This window comes from Streptomyces sp. NPDC033178, from assembly GCF_055577685.1.
This window is the reverse complement of the sequence record NZ_JBVIPT010000002.1, coordinates 25,715-41,593: the sequence shown is the minus strand read 5'-3', so window position 1 is coordinate 41,593 and position 15,879 is coordinate 25,715. Positions and strand designations below refer to the sequence as shown.

General features: G+C 73.1%; 11 protein-coding genes. 4 read left to right on the top strand and 7 right to left on the bottom strand.

Going from position 1 to position 15,879, the window contains the following annotated elements; all coding sequences use genetic code 11:
* The first annotated feature begins 59 nt into the window (after positions 1-59).
* On the top strand, positions 60-1,067 hold the full coding sequence (locus ACZ5VQ_RS04135) for a SigE family RNA polymerase sigma factor (protein ID WP_469103606.1): 1,008 nt from the start codon (positions 60-62) through the stop codon (positions 1,065-1,067).
* 153 nt (positions 1,068-1,220) lie between these two features.
* Here ACZ5VQ_RS04135 and sucD read toward each other — a convergent pair whose 3' ends face one another.
* The 7 genes from sucD to ACZ5VQ_RS04100 form a co-directional block, all read right to left on the bottom strand.
* Positions 1,221-2,105 (bottom strand): succinate--CoA ligase subunit alpha, encoded by an 885-nt coding sequence (gene sucD, locus ACZ5VQ_RS04130; protein WP_200396307.1) that lies wholly within the window; start codon positions 2,103-2,105, stop codon positions 1,221-1,223.
* Between the two features lie 22 nt (positions 2,106-2,127).
* Positions 2,128-3,306, bottom strand: coding sequence for an ADP-forming succinate--CoA ligase subunit beta (gene sucC, locus ACZ5VQ_RS04125; RefSeq protein WP_469103605.1), 1,179 nt, complete (start codon positions 3,304-3,306; stop codon positions 2,128-2,130).
* Between the two features lie 441 nt (positions 3,307-3,747).
* On the bottom strand, positions 3,748-5,766 hold the full coding sequence (locus tag ACZ5VQ_RS04120; RefSeq protein WP_469103604.1) for a phage tail family protein: 2,019 nt from the start codon (positions 5,764-5,766) through the stop codon (positions 3,748-3,750).
* A gap of 248 nt (positions 5,767-6,014) precedes the next feature.
* Positions 6,015-7,136: a hypothetical protein gene (locus ACZ5VQ_RS04115; RefSeq protein ID WP_469103603.1), complete on the bottom strand. Its 1,122-nt coding sequence runs from the start codon at positions 7,134-7,136 to the stop codon at positions 6,015-6,017.
* 278 nt (positions 7,137-7,414) lie between these two features.
* Positions 7,415-8,668, bottom strand: a complete 1,254-nt coding sequence (locus tag ACZ5VQ_RS04110) for a VWA domain-containing protein (RefSeq protein ID WP_469103602.1) — start codon at positions 8,666-8,668, stop codon at positions 7,415-7,417.
* Entirely contained in the window at positions 8,665-11,397 is a 2,733-nt protein-coding gene (locus tag ACZ5VQ_RS04105) for a DUF5682 family protein (protein WP_469103601.1), read from the bottom strand. The genes ACZ5VQ_RS04110 and ACZ5VQ_RS04105 overlap by 4 nt, the downstream gene beginning before the upstream one ends.
* Positions 11,394-12,548, bottom strand: coding sequence for an ATP-binding protein (locus ACZ5VQ_RS04100; protein WP_362072351.1), 1,155 nt, complete (start codon positions 12,546-12,548; stop codon positions 11,394-11,396). Before ACZ5VQ_RS04100 ends, ACZ5VQ_RS04105 begins: the two co-directional genes overlap by 4 nt.
* A gap of 134 nt (positions 12,549-12,682) precedes the next feature.
* Between ACZ5VQ_RS04100 and ACZ5VQ_RS04095 the strand changes: the two genes are divergently transcribed.
* From ACZ5VQ_RS04095 to ACZ5VQ_RS04085, 3 genes are read left to right on the top strand one after another with little or no spacing between them, the layout of a single operon-like run.
* Positions 12,683-14,035 (top strand): SWIM zinc finger family protein, encoded by a 1,353-nt coding sequence (locus ACZ5VQ_RS04095; RefSeq protein WP_469103600.1) that lies wholly within the window; start codon positions 12,683-12,685, stop codon positions 14,033-14,035.
* Positions 14,029-14,190, top strand: coding sequence for a hypothetical protein (locus tag ACZ5VQ_RS04090; protein WP_469103599.1), 162 nt, complete (start codon positions 14,029-14,031; stop codon positions 14,188-14,190). The genes ACZ5VQ_RS04095 and ACZ5VQ_RS04090 overlap by 7 nt, the downstream gene beginning before the upstream one ends.
* On the top strand, positions 14,187-15,842 hold the full coding sequence (locus ACZ5VQ_RS04085) for a DUF5691 domain-containing protein (protein ID WP_469103598.1): 1,656 nt from the start codon (positions 14,187-14,189) through the stop codon (positions 15,840-15,842). Before ACZ5VQ_RS04090 ends, ACZ5VQ_RS04085 begins: the two co-directional genes overlap by 4 nt.
* Positions 15,843-15,879 lie beyond the last annotated feature (37 nt).

Sequence of the window (15,879 nt, the reverse complement as noted above, 5' to 3'; positions counted from 1 at the left end):
ACCCCGGATGTGTCGCTCAATATACGTTTTATGTACTTTTACGTGCGAAGGGGCGCCCGGTGACGCAGACTCCTGCCTGCCCGCCGCCGCTTCCGGAGGCCGAGGACGAGGACGGGACCGAGGTGAAGACCGAGGCAGAGAACCAAGCAGAGAACCAGGCGGAAAACACGGCGGAAGACCAGGCGGAAGACCGGGCAGAGAAGCAGGCGGAGCACCCGGACGGGACCGAAGCAGAGGCCGACTTCGAACTCGCGCCCCCCGCTCCCGCCCTGACGCCAGGTCAGGCGTTCGACGCCCTCTACGCGTTCGCGGCCCCCGCCCTCGTACGACAGGCCTATCTGCTGACCGGGCGGCGCGAGTTGGCGCGCGAGTCCGTGGAGCGGGCCTTCCAACTGGCGTGGCAGCGCTGGCCGGAGGTGGCGGTCGACCGGGATCCGGCGGGCTGGGTGCGGGCGGCGGCGTACGAGTACGCGATGTCTCCCTGGCACCGGCTGCGTCTTCGGCACCGGATTCCGGAGCCACCGCCCGCCGCCCTGGACGACCGCCGGCTGCTCTCCGTACTGCTCAGCCTGCCGCCCGCGTACCGCCGCACGGTGCTCCTCCACGACGGCCTGGGCATCGGGCTGCCGGAGACCGCGGCGGAGTCGGAGGCGAGCACGGCCGCGGCGGCGGGCCGGCTGCTGCACGCGCGTGAGGTCGTCGCCGCACGTGTGCCCGAGCTGGCGGATCCCGAGGAGCTGCGGCTCAGGCTGACGGAGCTCGGGAGCAAGGAGTCGCTGCGGACCGCCGCGAAACCCGTCGTGGTGCGGTCGGGAAGTGAGCGCCGCGCCCGGCGCTGGACCCGCGCGGCCATCGCCTTCACGGTCCTGCTCATCGGGTCCACCGCGTTCACGCTCCGCACGGCTCCCGACCACTACGAGGCCCCGCAGGCGCCCGCCGCGACGATCAGCGGGGTTCCGCCGCGGTCGGGCTCCGGTCCGCTGTCCGCGGAGGAGCAGCAGGTCCGCGCCAAGCTCCGCTCGACGTTCCAGAACGGTCCGGAGAGGCTCCGGCCGGAACCCCGCTGAGGAGCGTGGGCACGAGAACCTCCTGGCATACGGCGACGCGGACGGGCCCGCACCCCTGGAGAAGGGGTGCGGGCCCGTCCGCGTACAGGCTGCGAATCAGCTGCCCGGGAACCGTGCCGGGTGCTGTGCCGGAAGCCGTGCCAGGTGCCGTGCTCAGCCGGCGAGGATGGCGCGGGCCAGCTTGGCCGTCTCGGTCGGGGTCTTGCCGACCTTGACTCCGGCGGCCTCCAGGGCCTCCTTCTTCGCGGCGGCCGTGCCGGAGGAGCCGGAGACGATGGCGCCGGCGTGGCCCATGGTCTTGCCCTCGGGCGCGGTGAAGCCCGCGACGTAGCCGACGACCGGCTTGGTGACGTTGGCCTTGATGAAGTCGGCCGCGCGCTCCTCGGCGTCGCCGCCGATCTCACCGATCATGACGATCAGGTCGGTGTCGGGGTCGGCCTCGAACGCGGCGAGCGCGTCGATGTGCGTCGTACCGATGACCGGGTCGCCACCGATGCCGACGGCCGACGAGAAGCCGATGTCACGGAGCTCGTACATCATCTGGTACGTCAGCGTGCCGGACTTCGAGACCAGGCCGATGCGGCCCGGCTTCGTGATGTCGCCCGGGATGATGCCGGCGTTGGACTGGCCCGGCGTGATGAGGCCGGGGCAGTTCGGGCCGATGATGCGGGTCTTGTTGCCCTTCGACTTCGCGTACGCCCAGAAGGCGGCGGAGTCGTGGACGGCGATGCCCTCGGTGATGACGACCGCGAGGGGGATCTCGGCGTCGATGGCCTCGACCACGGCGGCCTTGGAGAAGGCCGGCGGCACGAAGAGGACGGACACGTTGGCGCCCGTCTTCTCGATCGCCTCGGCGACCGTGCCGAAGACCGGGATCTCGGTGCCGTCGACGTCGACCGACGTGCCGGCCTTGCGCGGGTTCACACCGCCGACGATGTTCGTGCCGTCGGCCAGCATGAGCTTGGTGTGCTTCATGCCCGTGGAGCCGGTCATGCCCTGGACGATGACCTTGCTGTCCTTGTTGAGGAAGATAGCCATGGCTGTGGTTTTCCCTCGTCCCTTACTTGGCCGCGGCCAGCTCGGCGGCCTTGTCGGCCGCGCCGTCCATGGTGTCCACGCGCTGCACCAGCGGGTGGTTGGCGTCGGACAGGATCTTGCGACCCAGCTCCGCGTTGTTGCCGTCGAGACGGACGACCAGCGGCTTGGTGACTTCCTCGCCCTTGTCGGCGAGCAGCTGCAGCGCCTGGACGATGCCGTTGGCGACCTCGTCACAGGCGGTGATGCCACCGAAGACGTTGACGAACACGGACTTGACGTCCGGGTCGCCGAGGATGATCTCCAGGCCGTTCGCCATCACGGCCGCGGACGCGCCGCCGCCGATGTCGAGGAAGTTGGCGGGCTTGACCCCACCGTGGTTCTCACCGGCGTACGCGACGACGTCGAGGGTGCTCATGACGAGACCCGCGCCGTTGCCGATGATGCCGACCTCGCCGTCGAGCTTGACGTAGTTGAGGTTCTTCGCCTTGGCGGCGGCCTCCAGCGGGTTGGCCGCTTCCTTGTCCTCGAGCGCCTCGTGCCCGGGCTGGCGGAAGTCGGCGTTCTCGTCGAGCGAGACCTTGCCGTCCAGCGCCAGGATGCGGCCGTCCTTGGTCTTCACCAGCGGGTTGACCTCGACGAGGAGCGCGTCCTCGGCGACGAAGGTGTCCCACAGGGTCACCATGGCCTCGGCGACACCCTCGGCCACCTCGGCCGGGAACTTCGCCTGGGCCACGATCTCGCGGGCCTTCTCGATGTTCACGCCATCGACGGCGTTGACCGGGACCTTCGCGAGGGCCTCGGGAGTCTTCTCCGCGACCTCCTCGATGTCCATGCCGCCCTGTACGGACGCCATGGCGAGGAAGGTGCGGTTGGTGCGGTCGAGGAGGTACGAGACGTAGTACTCCGCCTCGATCTCCGGGGACAGCTCGGCGATCATCACCTTGTGGACCGTGTGGCCCTTGATGTCCATGCCGAGGATGTCGGTCGCACGGGCGACCGCCTCGTCGGGGTTGGCGGCGAGCTTGACGCCGCCGGCCTTCCCTCGGCCACCGACCTTCACCTGGGCCTTGACGACGGACTTGCCGCCAAGCCGCTCGGTCGCCTCGCGGGCTGCCTCAGGCGTGTCGATCACTTCACCGGCCAGCACCGGTACACCGTGCTTGGCGAAGAGGTCCCTCGCCTGGTACTCGAACAGGTCCACGCGCGTCCGTCCCTATCAGGTATCTCGCGGTTCGTTGTCTGCGTGGGCGTGCCGCGAAGGGCAACGTGACTGCGCGGTCACAAGGAAGGCGTGGGCACGGTGGCCGGCACGCGGCATGTCCGCCTCGCAGGTTATCCCCGCTCGTGGTGGGGTCGTAAATCGCAGATCACACCTGGGCGGTGATTACGGTCACAGATTGCCAGTTTAAAGGGCCTCACCAGGCTGGGGTTTGCCTGGTGAGGCCCCTCGAACAGCCCCTAACAGTGACCTAAGGGGCGTAGGGCGGCCGGTCCCCACCCCAATGAGGACCGCCCGGCCCTGACCGCAGGGTTCCGGTCGCACGGACCGACGGATTTCGGCCGTACGTGGCCGTCGCCCTGCGGGGTCGGGTGGATGCCGTACGACCGGCCGCCGGGCACGGTCGTACGGCGGGGGCGTCCGTCAGACGCCGTAGGGGGAGCCGTGCTGCCCGTACTGCCCGGACTGGGCGGTCGGCGCGTGGCTCCCGGTGAGCCCGTGCTGAGCGGTCGGCGCGTGGTTCGGGTTGGCCGCGTACTGGGCGGTCGGCAGGTAGCTCGGAGTGACGGACTCGGCGACGTCCTCGACTCCGCCGACGGCGTTTCCGGCCAGCGGGCCGGCGGCCGACCCGACGGTTCCGGTCACGTTCCGCGCGAAGGGCCCGACCTGTCCGGTCACGTCGGCCGCGAACGGGGCGACCTCGCCGACGACTCCGTCCGCGAAGGGGCGTACGTCGCCCGTGACGCCGTACGCCAGCGTCGTGGCACTGCCGCCGACCCCGTCCACGACGGGCCGGACGTACTGGACGACCGTGTCCACGACCGGCCGCACGGCGTCGGTGACGCCCTCGGCGAAGGGCGGCACCTGGCCGACGACACCCTGCGCGAACGGGTCGACCTCGCCGACCACGCCGTACGCGAGCGGCGGCACCTCTCCGACCACGCCGCCCACGAAGGGCCGCACGTCGCCGACGACGCCGTCGGCGAGCACGGTCGCGTCACCGACCGCCCGCCCGGCGACGGGCACCACACCGTCCACCGCCGTGGCGGCGACGGGCGGCAGGACGGAGTCGACGGTCTCGTCGGCGACCTGGGTGACCACGGCGGTGGCGTACGGGGCGACGTCCGCGACCACGCCGGTGGCGTACGGGGCGACATCGCCGACGACGCCGGTCGCGTACGGGCCGACGTTCCCGACCACGCCCGTCGCGTACGGGGTCACGTCGCCGGTGACTCCGTCGGTGTACGTGCGGACGTCGGCCACGACCTCGTCGGCGAGGCCGGTCGCGTTGCCCACGGCCTGACCGGCGACCGGGACCACTCCGTTCACGGCGCCGGTGGCGACCCCGGTGACTCCGGTCACGGCCTGGTCTGCGACGGGGGTGACACCGGCGACGGCCCGGCCGGCGATCGGGGTGACGCCGTGCACGGCCGTGGCGGCGACGGGCGGCAGCACGGTGGCGGCCGTCTCGTCGACGACCGGGGTGACGGTCCCCTGGATGCCTCCCTGGATACCGCGGACGGTGGAGGGGAGGGCGGTGACGGTGGCGGCCGCGTCGGACTTCACGGAGGTCACGGTGGCCTGGGCCCGGCCGCCGAGCGTGGCGACGGTGCCGTGGACTTCGGTGGTGGTGCCGTGGACCTGGGTCCTGGCCCCGGTGACCGTGTTCTGGAGGTGGGCGGGAGTGGTGTCGAGGGTGCCCTGGAGCTGGGCGGGCACGCCGTTCGCGGTGTCGCGGGCGCCGGGGACGGTCCGGCCGACGGTGGCACCGGTCCGACCTGCGGTGGCGACGGTCTGGCGGACCTCGGCACGGACGCCGGAGGGGACGCCGGTGGCGGTGCGCCGGGCGGCCCCGAGCTTCGTCTGCGTGGCGGCGAGGGCCTGCTCCAGCTCCGGCGCGAACGCGGAGAGAGGGCCGAAGAGGTAGTCGACCTCGCCATGGGGGCGGGGGCGGGAGCCAGTGGCGTCGGTCGGCGTGTCGGCGGCCGTGGCGGTCACTTCGGAGGTCGGGGTGGGGGTCAGGTTAGGGGTGGCCGTCCGCACGGTCTCGGCGACGGGGGTGGTCCGGGCGCCGTGGGCGACGGACTCGGTGCGCGCGACCTGCTGCGCCGGCAGTTCGGCCTCGACGTACCGACGGGCCTGGTCGGCCGCCTTCGTCTTCGCGTCGACGGTCGGCTTCGCCTTGGCAGTGGTGTCGGCCACGGTGTCCTGCGCCTTGACGGTCGTACCGCTGGTGACGTCGGCGACGTCGGCGAGGGTGTCCGCGGTCGTGTCGGTGACCGTGCCGACCACGTCGTTCACGTCGTCCACGGAGAGGGACGCGTCGGGTACGGAGGCGGACGTGGCGGGGAGTTCGTCCGCGCTGGCGACGGCTGAGCCGAGCGCCCAGGCGCCGGTGACACCGGCGGCTATGACGATGGAACGGCGAATGTTCTTGTGCATGCGTGCGTCAGTCCTTTGGAAGACCGGGAGTTCGGGACGTTGTGTGGGGAGGGGCCGGACGTCCGGAGGGGCCGATGCGCCGCGCCGGTGAGGGGGGTCGAGCACCGACGGCCTTGGCAGCGGCCCGCGTCCGGGGTGTGTCCGGCCGATCGCGTCCGGAGACATCGGAGGGATGTCGGATGTCCGGACGGGCACGGGCAGACCTGTTCCGCCCCCGCGCGGCAGGTCTCAGCGGGGGAAGGCCGGCCCTAGCCGGGGAACGCCGGAATGTCCCGGTGCCTGTCCCGGGTCCCGGCCGCGGTGACGTCCGCGGCCGCGCCGGGCACCAGCGTCGGCCGGGCCCTCTCGTTCAACGCGGCGGCCTGCGCGTCGCCGTGCCGGGGCGAACCGTTGTCGACCGCGGAATGACGCCCCAACGCACCCGTGGGGTCGCCGTCGGGAACCTGGTGCACGGGTGCCTGCACGGCCCGCGTGTCCCGGGTGTCCGCGTGGTGGCGCACGTCGTCACCGGCCACCGCTGGGCCACCGGCGAACTGCGGCCCGTACGCCGTCGCCGCACTGTCATCGCGGGCATCGCGCGACTGCTTCTCGGCCGCCCGGTGGTTGTCCGTCGCCCCGCCGGACTGCTGCGGCGCCGTACCGGCCGGCAGGGTCTGACCGGGAACCGCCGGCAGCGGCAACTCCGGCAGCCCGGGAAGGCCCGGCAGCGTGGGCAGTTGAGGCAGCGACGGCCACCACTGCGGCGGGGCCGGCCGCTCGCCCATCCCGCCGGTCACCCCGCCCGTGACCTGATCCACCAGATCACCGATGGGCCGTACGACATCCTCGGTGACCGGGCGTACCACCTGCTCGGTGACCGGCCTTACGACGCGGTCGGTCACCGGCCGCACGACAGGCTCGGCCACCGGCCTTACGGCTCGCTGGGCTTCGTCGGTCACGGGCGTGATCGCCTCGGGGAGCCCAGGCTGTTCGGAGCCGGAGCCGGAGCCGGAGCCGGAGCCCGGGCCGGTGGCCGCGGTGGAAGCGGTCGGCAGCGGGGCGGTCGGCGATGGCGAGGCAGCCGACGAGGCGGTCGCGGGCCGGGAGTTCGAGTCCGGGGACCGCTCTCCGATCCGCGGCTGCTCCGTGCCCTTCGCCGGCTGGAGCCGCAACTGCGTCTGCGTCTGCTCGGCCGAACTCGCCACCGCCCGCACAACCTCTGGTGGCTTCGAGGCCGGCACGACACCGTCCGCCGCGCGCGCCTGCTCCCCGCAGAGGAATCCCAGCACGAACAACCCGCCCACCAGCAGCGCCAGTTGCAGCGCACGCCGCCCCGCCACCGTGCGCGTCACGCGCAGAGCGGCATCGGGCAGTACGGCTGACAGGGCCAAGGCGGGAAGAGCCTCCCGTGCGGAGGGACGAGGTGAAGCGAGAGGGGACGAGGTGAAGCGAGAGGGGGCTGGGCGGGCGAGGCGGGGCGGATTGGGGCAGATTGGGGCGCGGCTACGAGGCTGCGCGCCCCCCGAAGACCCGCCGATCCTTGCACGAGACTCCCGAGGTCGCGCAAGTCCCCTGTTACCGATGGATACTCATGTCCGCTTTTTCCGTCGCCTTTCGGCTCCCCCGCGTCCGCCCCATGTCCGCCCCGCGTCGGTCCTCGCTCCCGCCTCTACTGCCCCGGGCTCCCGGTGTCCGGTATCGGCAACGGGCGCTTCTCGATCGCCGCCGCCATCACCTCCGGGAAGAGGTCGGGCGTACAGGCGAACGCCGGTGCGCCCAGCGCCGCGAGCGCCGCCGCGTGCTCACGGTCGTACGCGGGAGCACCCTCGTCGGACAGCGCGAGCAGCGTCACGAACTGCACCCCCGACGCCTTCATCGCCGCGACCCGCTTCAGCATCTCGTTCCGGATGCCGCCTTCGTAGAGGTCGCTGATGAGGACGACCACCGTGTCGGCGGGGCGCGTGATCTGCGACTGGCAGTACGCCAGCGCCCTGTTGATGTCCGTACCGCCGCCGAGCTGCGTACCGAAGAGCACGTCGACCGGGTCGTCGAGCTGGTCGGTGAGGTCGACGACGGCCGTGTCGAAGACCACGAGCCGGGTGTTGATGGACCGCATGGAGGCGAGGACCGCGCCGAACACCGACGCGTACACGACCGACGCCGCCATCGAACCCGACTGGTCGATGCAGAGGACGACCTCCTTCTTCACGGACTGCGAGGCCCGCCCGTACCCGATGAGCCGCTCGGGCACGATCGTTCGGTACTCGGGCAGGTAGTGCTTGAGGTTGGCCGAGATCGTGCGGTTCCAGTCGATGTCGTGGTGGCGGGGCCGGTTGATACGGGCGCTGCGGTCCAGGGCTCCGGTGAGCGTGGCTCGGGTGCGGGTCGCGAGCCGCTTCTCCAGATCCTCGACCACCTTGCGCACGACCGCCCGTGCCGTCTCCTTGGTCGTCTCCGGCATGGCCTTGTTGAGCGAGAGCAGCGTGCCGACCAGGTGGACGTCCGCCTCCACCGCCTCCAGCATCTCCGGCTCCAGGAGCAGGGTGGACAGGCCTAGCCGGTCGATGGCGTCCCGCTGCATGACCTGGACGACGGAGGACGGGAAGTACGTCCGGATGTCCCCCAGCCATCGGGCGACGGACGGCGCGGACGCCCCGAGCCCCGCCGAACGCTCCCTCCCCGCCCGCGCCCTGCCCCCCTTGCCGTTTCCGTACAGCGCGCCGAGCGCCCCGTCCATCGCGGCGTCCTGCCCGGTGAGCGAGCACCCGGTGCCGTCCGCGTCCTCCCCGCCGAGCACGAGCCGCCAGCGGCGGAGCCGTTCGCCGCCGGCCGGATCGGGCGCGCTGCCCGGATCGCGCACGCCACCCGGCTCGGGCTCCTCGGCTCGGTCGGTCGCTCCCGTGTTCACCGCTCCCACGCTCATCGGCCCACCCCCACAAGGTCGTTGTCATCGGCGCCGTTGTCATCGGCGCGGGTGCCGTTGGTGCCGGTGCCGTTGGTGCCGGTGCCGTTGGTGCCGGCGGCGTTGGTGCCGGTGCCGTTGGTGCTGCTGGCGTCGCCGGCGGCGTCCGCGGTTTCGTCCGGACCCAGCAGCAGGCGCAGCACCGGCAGCACCGCGTCGGCTCGTGCGGCGTCGAGGTCGGGGGCGAATCCGGGTATGCCGGAGGCGGTGGCCGTGGCGCTGCCGCGGGTGCCCGGTCCGCGCCGGACCAGTTCGCCGAGGGTGCGGCGCACTCCGGGCTCGTACGCCGAGAAGGTGCGCCTCAGCAACGGCAGCACGTCGGTGAACGCGTCCCCCGGCACCCCGGTCAGCCAGGTGTCGACGAGCCCGAGCAGCCGCTCGTCGTGCACGAGCAGCATCCCGCTCCCGGAGCCCCCGCCGACGAAGCCCTCGATCCACGCCGCCGCGTCCGCCGGTTCCGTCCCCGGTGACAGCACGAGCCCCATGAGCCGCGCCGCCTCCTCCTGCCCCAACTCCCCGTCGTCCAGCAGCAACCGCACGGCCCGCCCCCGGATGATCCCGGGAACCGTGTCGCGCCTGGAGAGCGTGCGCAGAACACCGTGCCAACGGCCACGTATGCCGCCACGGGGGCCTGGATGGGATCCGGGACGGGGTCCGGCCGAGCCTCTCGACACGCCTCCCTTCGACCCATCGACTTCCTCTGGCCCTTCTGGCCCTTCTGGCCCCTCGGAGCCCTGCTGGCCTCGCGCGGAGCCCACCTCGCCTCGCGCGGAGCCCACCTCGCCCCGCGCGGAGTCGTCCTCGCCCCGCGCGGAGTCGTCCTCGCCCCGCGCGGAGTCGTCCTCGTCCCCCTCTCCCTCCCCCAGCAACCCCACCGCCCCGTGCACCGCGTCCACATGCCCGCGCATCTCCTCCGCGGCCTCCGCGTCGAGTGCGGCGCAGGCCGGGGGCAGCCCCACGAAGACACGCTCGGCGAGCCCCGCGGCGACCTCGGCCAGGGCCTGCGTACCCGTGCCGCGCACGTCGCCGTAGCGGAGTGAGCGGACCAGGGCGGGAAGCGCCTGGGCGAGGTGCCCGACGTCGGCGTCCAGGGCGGCGCGGTCGGCGAGGATCCGCATCACCACCGGGAGCGCGTCCGGGAGTTCGGCGAGGAGGCAGCGCTCGGCGAGGCCCGTGACGTCGGCGAGGGACCGGGCGCCGACGGCGTCCGTCTCGGCCTTCGCGGTCGCGGCGGCGAGCACGGTCGTGCCCCACACGCCGGCCTCTGCGACCCGCACCGCCAGCTCCGGCTCCCAGCGCAGCCGCCAGGTCTCCCGGAACGTACCGGTGCTGCCGCGCGACGCGGCCGGCTCGCCCCACTCGATGCCGAGGAGCCGCAGCCGGTGGAGCAGCCTGCTGCGCCCGGCGTCGTTCTCCTTGCGCAGGTCGAGCTCCAACTCCCGCTCCTGCGCCTCCGGTTTGAGCCGCAGCCGCCGCTGGAGCCGGTCGAGGTCGCGCTGCAGCGGCACGGCGGGCGCCGCCGCGGGCACCTCGCCCAGGACGTCACCGACGACGAGCCGGTCGTGCACGAGCGCGAGCGGCACGTCCGAGCCCTCGCACATCACGGCCCGTACGGCGTCGGTGGTCTCGGTCAGGCCCGGCAGGGGGCGGCCCCGCATCGCGGCGAGCGTGTCGGCGAGCCGCACCGCCTCGATGACGTGCGCGGACGAGACGAGCCGGTCCTCGTCACGCAGGAGCCGGGCCACCTTCGTCATCCAGCGCTCGATCGGGCGGTCGGCGGCGCCGAACAAGTGCCCGTACCAGCCCGGTGAGTCGATCCCCGCGCCATAGCCGCTCATCCGCGACAGCCGCCGGTGGGTCCAGGGCACCCAGGTCATGTCGGCCTTGGCCTTGGGCAGCCCCTTCAGCAGTGCCCGGTCGGCTGCGACGGCGGTCCTCTGCCGCAGTGCGGGCACGTGCCAGGCACCGCACACCACGGCCACGTCGTCCCCGAACTCCCGCTGAGCCGCCCGCACCTGGAGCCGCATGTACGCCTCCCGAACGAGGTCCCGCTCGTGCCCCCCGGTCCCGAACGCCTCCCGCAGCGCCCCCATCGCCTCGCCGAGCACCTCGAAGGGCGCGAACGAGTCCCCGTCGCTCGCCCCCCGGTGCTCGATCACGTCCTCCCACCACCGCTCGGCGTCGTCGTATCCGGCGGTCTCGGCGAGGACGGCGAGCGGGTCGATCCGCACGGCCTCCTCGGGCCCGGACGGAAGTCCGCCCGGCTCCCCCTCCCCCTGTTGCTCCCTCCTCTCCGAGGATCCCTCCTCCGATGCCTCCTTGTCCTCCTTGTCCTCCTTGTCCTCTCGTCCCCATGCCAGCGTGTGCGTGGCCGGGAGGTCGATGAAGCGGGCCGGCACCCCGTGCTCCAGGGCCCAGCGGATGGCCACCCACTCCGGCGAGAACTCGGCGAGCGGCCAGAAGGCCGACCGCCCCGGCTCGTCCACGACATGCGCGAGAAGGGCGACGGGCGGCCGCATGTCCTCGTCGGCGGCCAGCGCGATCAACGCGTCGGCCTCCGGCGGCCCTTCGATGAGTACGGTGCGCGGGACCGCCGCCTCAAGCGCGGCCCGTACGGCCCGGGCCGAGCCGGGCCCGTGGTGGCGCACCCCCAGCAGCAGGGGCCCGGTCCCCCCGTCGCGGTCGCTCACGCGCTCACCTCCCGGCAGGCGCGGTAGAAGTCCTTCCAGCCGTCGCGCTCGCGGACGACCGCTTCCAGGTACTCCTGCCAGATGACGCGGTCGGCCGCCGGGTCGCGGACGACGGCGCCGAGGATGCCCGCGGCGACGTCGCCGGCGCGCAGGACGCCGTCTCCGAAGTGAGCGGCGAGGGCCAGCCCGTTCGTGACGACGGAGATCGCCTCCGCGGTGGACAGCGTGCCGCTGGGCGACTTCAGCTTCGTACGGCCGTCGGCGGTGATGCCGTCGCGCAGCTCGCGGAAGACCGTGACGACGCGGCGGATCTCGTCGACACCGTCGGGCACCGAGGGCAGGTCGAGGGAGCGGCCGATCTGGTCGACACGGCGCGAGACGATGTCGACCTCGGCGTCGGCGCTCTCGGGCAGCGGCAGGACCACCGTGTTGAAGCGGCGGCGCAGGGCGCTCGACAGGTCGTTCACCCCGCGGTCGCGGTCGTTGGCCGTGGCGATCAGGTTGAAGCCCCGGACCGCCTGTACCTCCGAGCCCAATTCCGGTATCGGCAGGGTCTTTTCCGACAGGATCGTGATGAGCGAGTCCTGTACGTCGGCGGGGATGCGGGTCAGCTCCTCGACCCGGGCCGTCATCCCCTCCGCCATGGCCCGCATGACCGGGCTGGGCACCAGCGCGTCCCGGCTCGGGCCGTTCGCGAGCAGTTGCGCGTAGTTCCAGCCGTAGCGGATCGCCTCCTCCGGTGTGCCGGCCGTGCCCTGCACGAGGAGGGTGGAGTCACCGCTGACCGCCGCGGCGAGGTGCTCGGAGACCCATGTCTTGGCCGTACCGGGGACGCCGAGCAGGAGCAGGGCCCGGTCGGTGGCGAGTGTGGTGACGGCGACCTCGACGATGCGGCGCGGGCCGACGTACTTCGGCGTGATCACCGTGCCGTCCGGCAGCGTGCCGCCGAGCAGGTAGGTCGCGACGGCCCACGGCGACATCCGCCAGCGGACCGGGCGCGGGCGGTCGTCCTGCGCGGCCAGCGCCGCGAGCTCGGCGGCGAACGCGTCCTCGGCGTGCGGCCGCAGCGCCTCACCCTCCGCTGCTTCCCGTGTGTGCGCGGAGTGGTGCTGGCTCGGTTCGACGGACGTCGGGTCGACGGACACGGACATGGAGCGGTCCCCCTTGCGGCTCGGCCGGTTCGGATCTGGTTCCACCGTGCCCTACGCCACTGACAATCGGCTCTGACCTGCGAAAACTCGCTCGCCGCGGTCGATTGTCAGTGGTGGGACCTACCTTCGATGACATGACTCAGCAGGGGGTGCGCTGGACTGCGGATCAGGTGCTGGCACTGGCGCCTGACGCCGCGTCACGCAAGGCGGGCAGCAAGCTCGGCGCGGCCGGGCCGTGGTCGGAGGCGGGCAGTTCTGACGAGGGGACGGTGTGGGGACTGTGCAGGGGAAGCGGCAGCAGGCCGTATCGGACGGTGATCGACATCGCGGACTCCACTGGGCCCGCGTACAAGTGCAGTTGCCCGAGCCGCAAGTTCCCGTGCAAGCACGCGCTGGGGCTGCTGCTGCTCTGGGCGGGCGAGGACGGCACGGTGCCGCGGGGACAGGTGCCGGACTGGGCGGAGGAGTGGACGGAGGCGAGGAGGAAGCGCGCGGACGACAAACGGGCGGCGAGTGCGGCGGGTTCCCCGGCCCCGGGTGATCCGGAGGCCGCGCGGCGCAGGGCGGAGCGGCGGGCCGAGCACATCACCGCGGGGGCCGCGGAGTTGGAGCAGCGACTGGCCGATCTGCTCCGGGGCGGTCTGGCCACGGCGGAGCAGGCGGGGTACGGGCTGTGGGAGGAGACGGCGGCCCGGATGGTCGACGCGCAGGCGTCCGTACTCGCTGCGCGCGTGAGGGAGTTGGGGTCGATACCGTCGTCGGGCCCCGGCTGGCCGGTTCGGTTGCTGGAGGAGTGCGCGCTGCTCCACCTCCTCGACCAGGGCTGGCTGCGCCGCGAGCGACTGCCTGACGGCCTTGCCGCGACGGTCCGTTCACGGATCGGGCTGACCGGCTCGGCGGACGGCCCACCGGTCCGCGACCACTGGCTGGTCCTGGCCCAGTACGACACGTCGGACAGCCGCCTCACCACCCGTCGCATCTGGCTGCACGGGACGGAATCGGCGCGCCCGGTCCTGCTCCTGTCGTACGGGGCGGCCGGCCGCACACCCGAACTGGCCCTGCCGGTCGGCCTCGCGCTGGACGCCGAAGTGTCCGCGTATCCGGGCGCGGGACAGCTGCGGGCCGCGCTCGGCGAGCAGTTCACACCTCCGGCTCCCACGACGATCCGCCCGCCGGGGGTGAGCGTGGCGCAGGCGGCGGCCCGTTACGGCGAGGCGCTCAGGGACGACCCGTGGCTGGACTCCCACCCGGTGACGCTCGGCCGCGTCATACCCACCCCCGACGGCGACACCTGGCAACTGGCCGACGCCGACAGCGAACTGGCGCTGCCGCTCACCCCGGCGGCCCGGTCCGGCTCGGGCCTGTGGCGCCTGGTCGCCCTCTCCGGCGGCACACCGGTCACGGTCTTCGGAGAGTGCGGCCACCGCGGCTTCACGCCCCTCACGGCATGGCCGGAGGGCCCGGGCGAGGCGGTGCCCCTGTGCTGACGACGGCACCCGACACCGCTCCCGGCCCTGCGCGGCCCACGGACCTGACCGACCCGGCCGAGTTGACCGACGTAACCGACGTGACCGACGTAACCGACGTGATCGACGTGATCGACGTGACGGACCTGGTGGATCCATGGAAGGGACTCACATGAGCAGGACCCCCGCTCCCACCGACACGGCCTCAGACACGGCCCCCGCGGACGCGTCCGGCCGGAGCCGCTGGGAGGAGCTCGTGACCGCGGCGCTCCTGGGGACCGCGCGGCGTACGCCGTCGGGGATCCCGGCCGGCCGGGAGGCGCCGACGGCTCTGCTGGACGCGGCGGCCGTGGAAACCGTGCGGCGGCGGGCCGGTATGCGGCCGGGGCGGGCTGCGGCCCGGGTGGAGCCCGCGGCGGCGGACCCTCGTCCGCCGTTGCCGCCCGCGGCCGCGCGCAGACTCGCGATGCTGCTCGCCGACCGGCCCGGGACGGGCGGCGGCAGTGGCGGCCGCAGAGGGTCGGCTCCCGATCTCATGGAGCTGCTGCCGCAGTGGCTCGCCACGGCGAACCGGCGTGGGTTCGCGCCCCGCCCGGAGGCACTGCCCGCGCTGCTGGACGCGGCCCGGGGGCGTACGGATCTGCGGCCGGCGGTGCTGGCGTTCGCGGGGCCGCGCGCGCTGTGGCTGGCCCGGCTGAACGCGGACTGGCGGTTCGCGCTGCGCTCGACGCCGGGCGGCGGGGCAGCTCTACCCGGGCCCGAGGAGCCCGATCGCATACGGGAGTTGTGGGAGGAGGGGCTGTTCGCCGAGCGGGTCGCGCTCCTCTCGGGGATACGGGCCCGGGACGCGGCGGCCGCGCGGGACCTGCTGGCCACCACGTGGGCGACGGAGCGGGCCGAGGACCGGCTGATGTTCCTCGACTCGTTGCGGACGGGGCTGTGCGCGGCGGACGAGCCGTTCCTGGAACGGGCGTTGGCCGACCGGAGCCGCAATGTGCGGGCCACGGCGGCGGAGTTGCTGTCCGCACTGCCCGGTTCGGCGCTCGCCGGGCGGATGGCGGAGCGCGCGGTGTCCTGCGTGGCCGTCGACCACACGCAGAGCACGCCGACGATAGCGGTCGAGGCGCCGCACGAGTGCGATCCGGGCATGGAGCGGGACGGAGTCGTCCCCAAGGCTCCGGCAGGGCGCGGTGAACGGTCCTGGTGGCTGGGCCAGTTGGTCGAGGCGGCACCGCTCGGTACGTGGTCACGGCGGCTCGGGGGACGTACGCCGGAGGAGATCGTGGCGTTGCCCGTTGCGGACGACTGGCAGGGCGAGCTGCATGCCGCGTGGTGCCGGGCCGCGGTGCGCCAGCGCGACCCTTCCTGGTCCAGGGCGCTGCTCGGAGTTCCCGCCGCACCGGAGGCGGGCGGACCGGGTGCGGTGTCGCTGGCCGAGCGGGCCAAGCTGCTCGGCATGCTGCGGGCCGCGGAGCGGGCCGACTGGGTGGCCGGATTCATAGCCGTGCACGGACTGTCCGAGGCGTTCCAGCTGCTCGGAGTATGCACGGTGCCCTGGTCGGGGCCCTTGGGGCGGGCCGTGGTCGACGCCCTCAACATCGCGCGCGACGCCGGCAGTTATCCATGGAGTTTCAGCGGAGTCATGGGCCTGGCCGAGCGCTGCCTGGACCCGTCGGAGGCCCCCCACCTCGAAACCCTCACCGCCATCCCCGACGAACCGGAGAACGCGGCGCCCGGCGCCGGCGGCTACTGGGCGGAGTCCTTCCAACGCCTGGTCACGACCTTGCGCCTACGAGCGGCGATGCAGAGAGAACTCGAGGAGGAGTAAGCGCCGAGGCGTAGCCGGAACCAGGGCAGAGACTCAC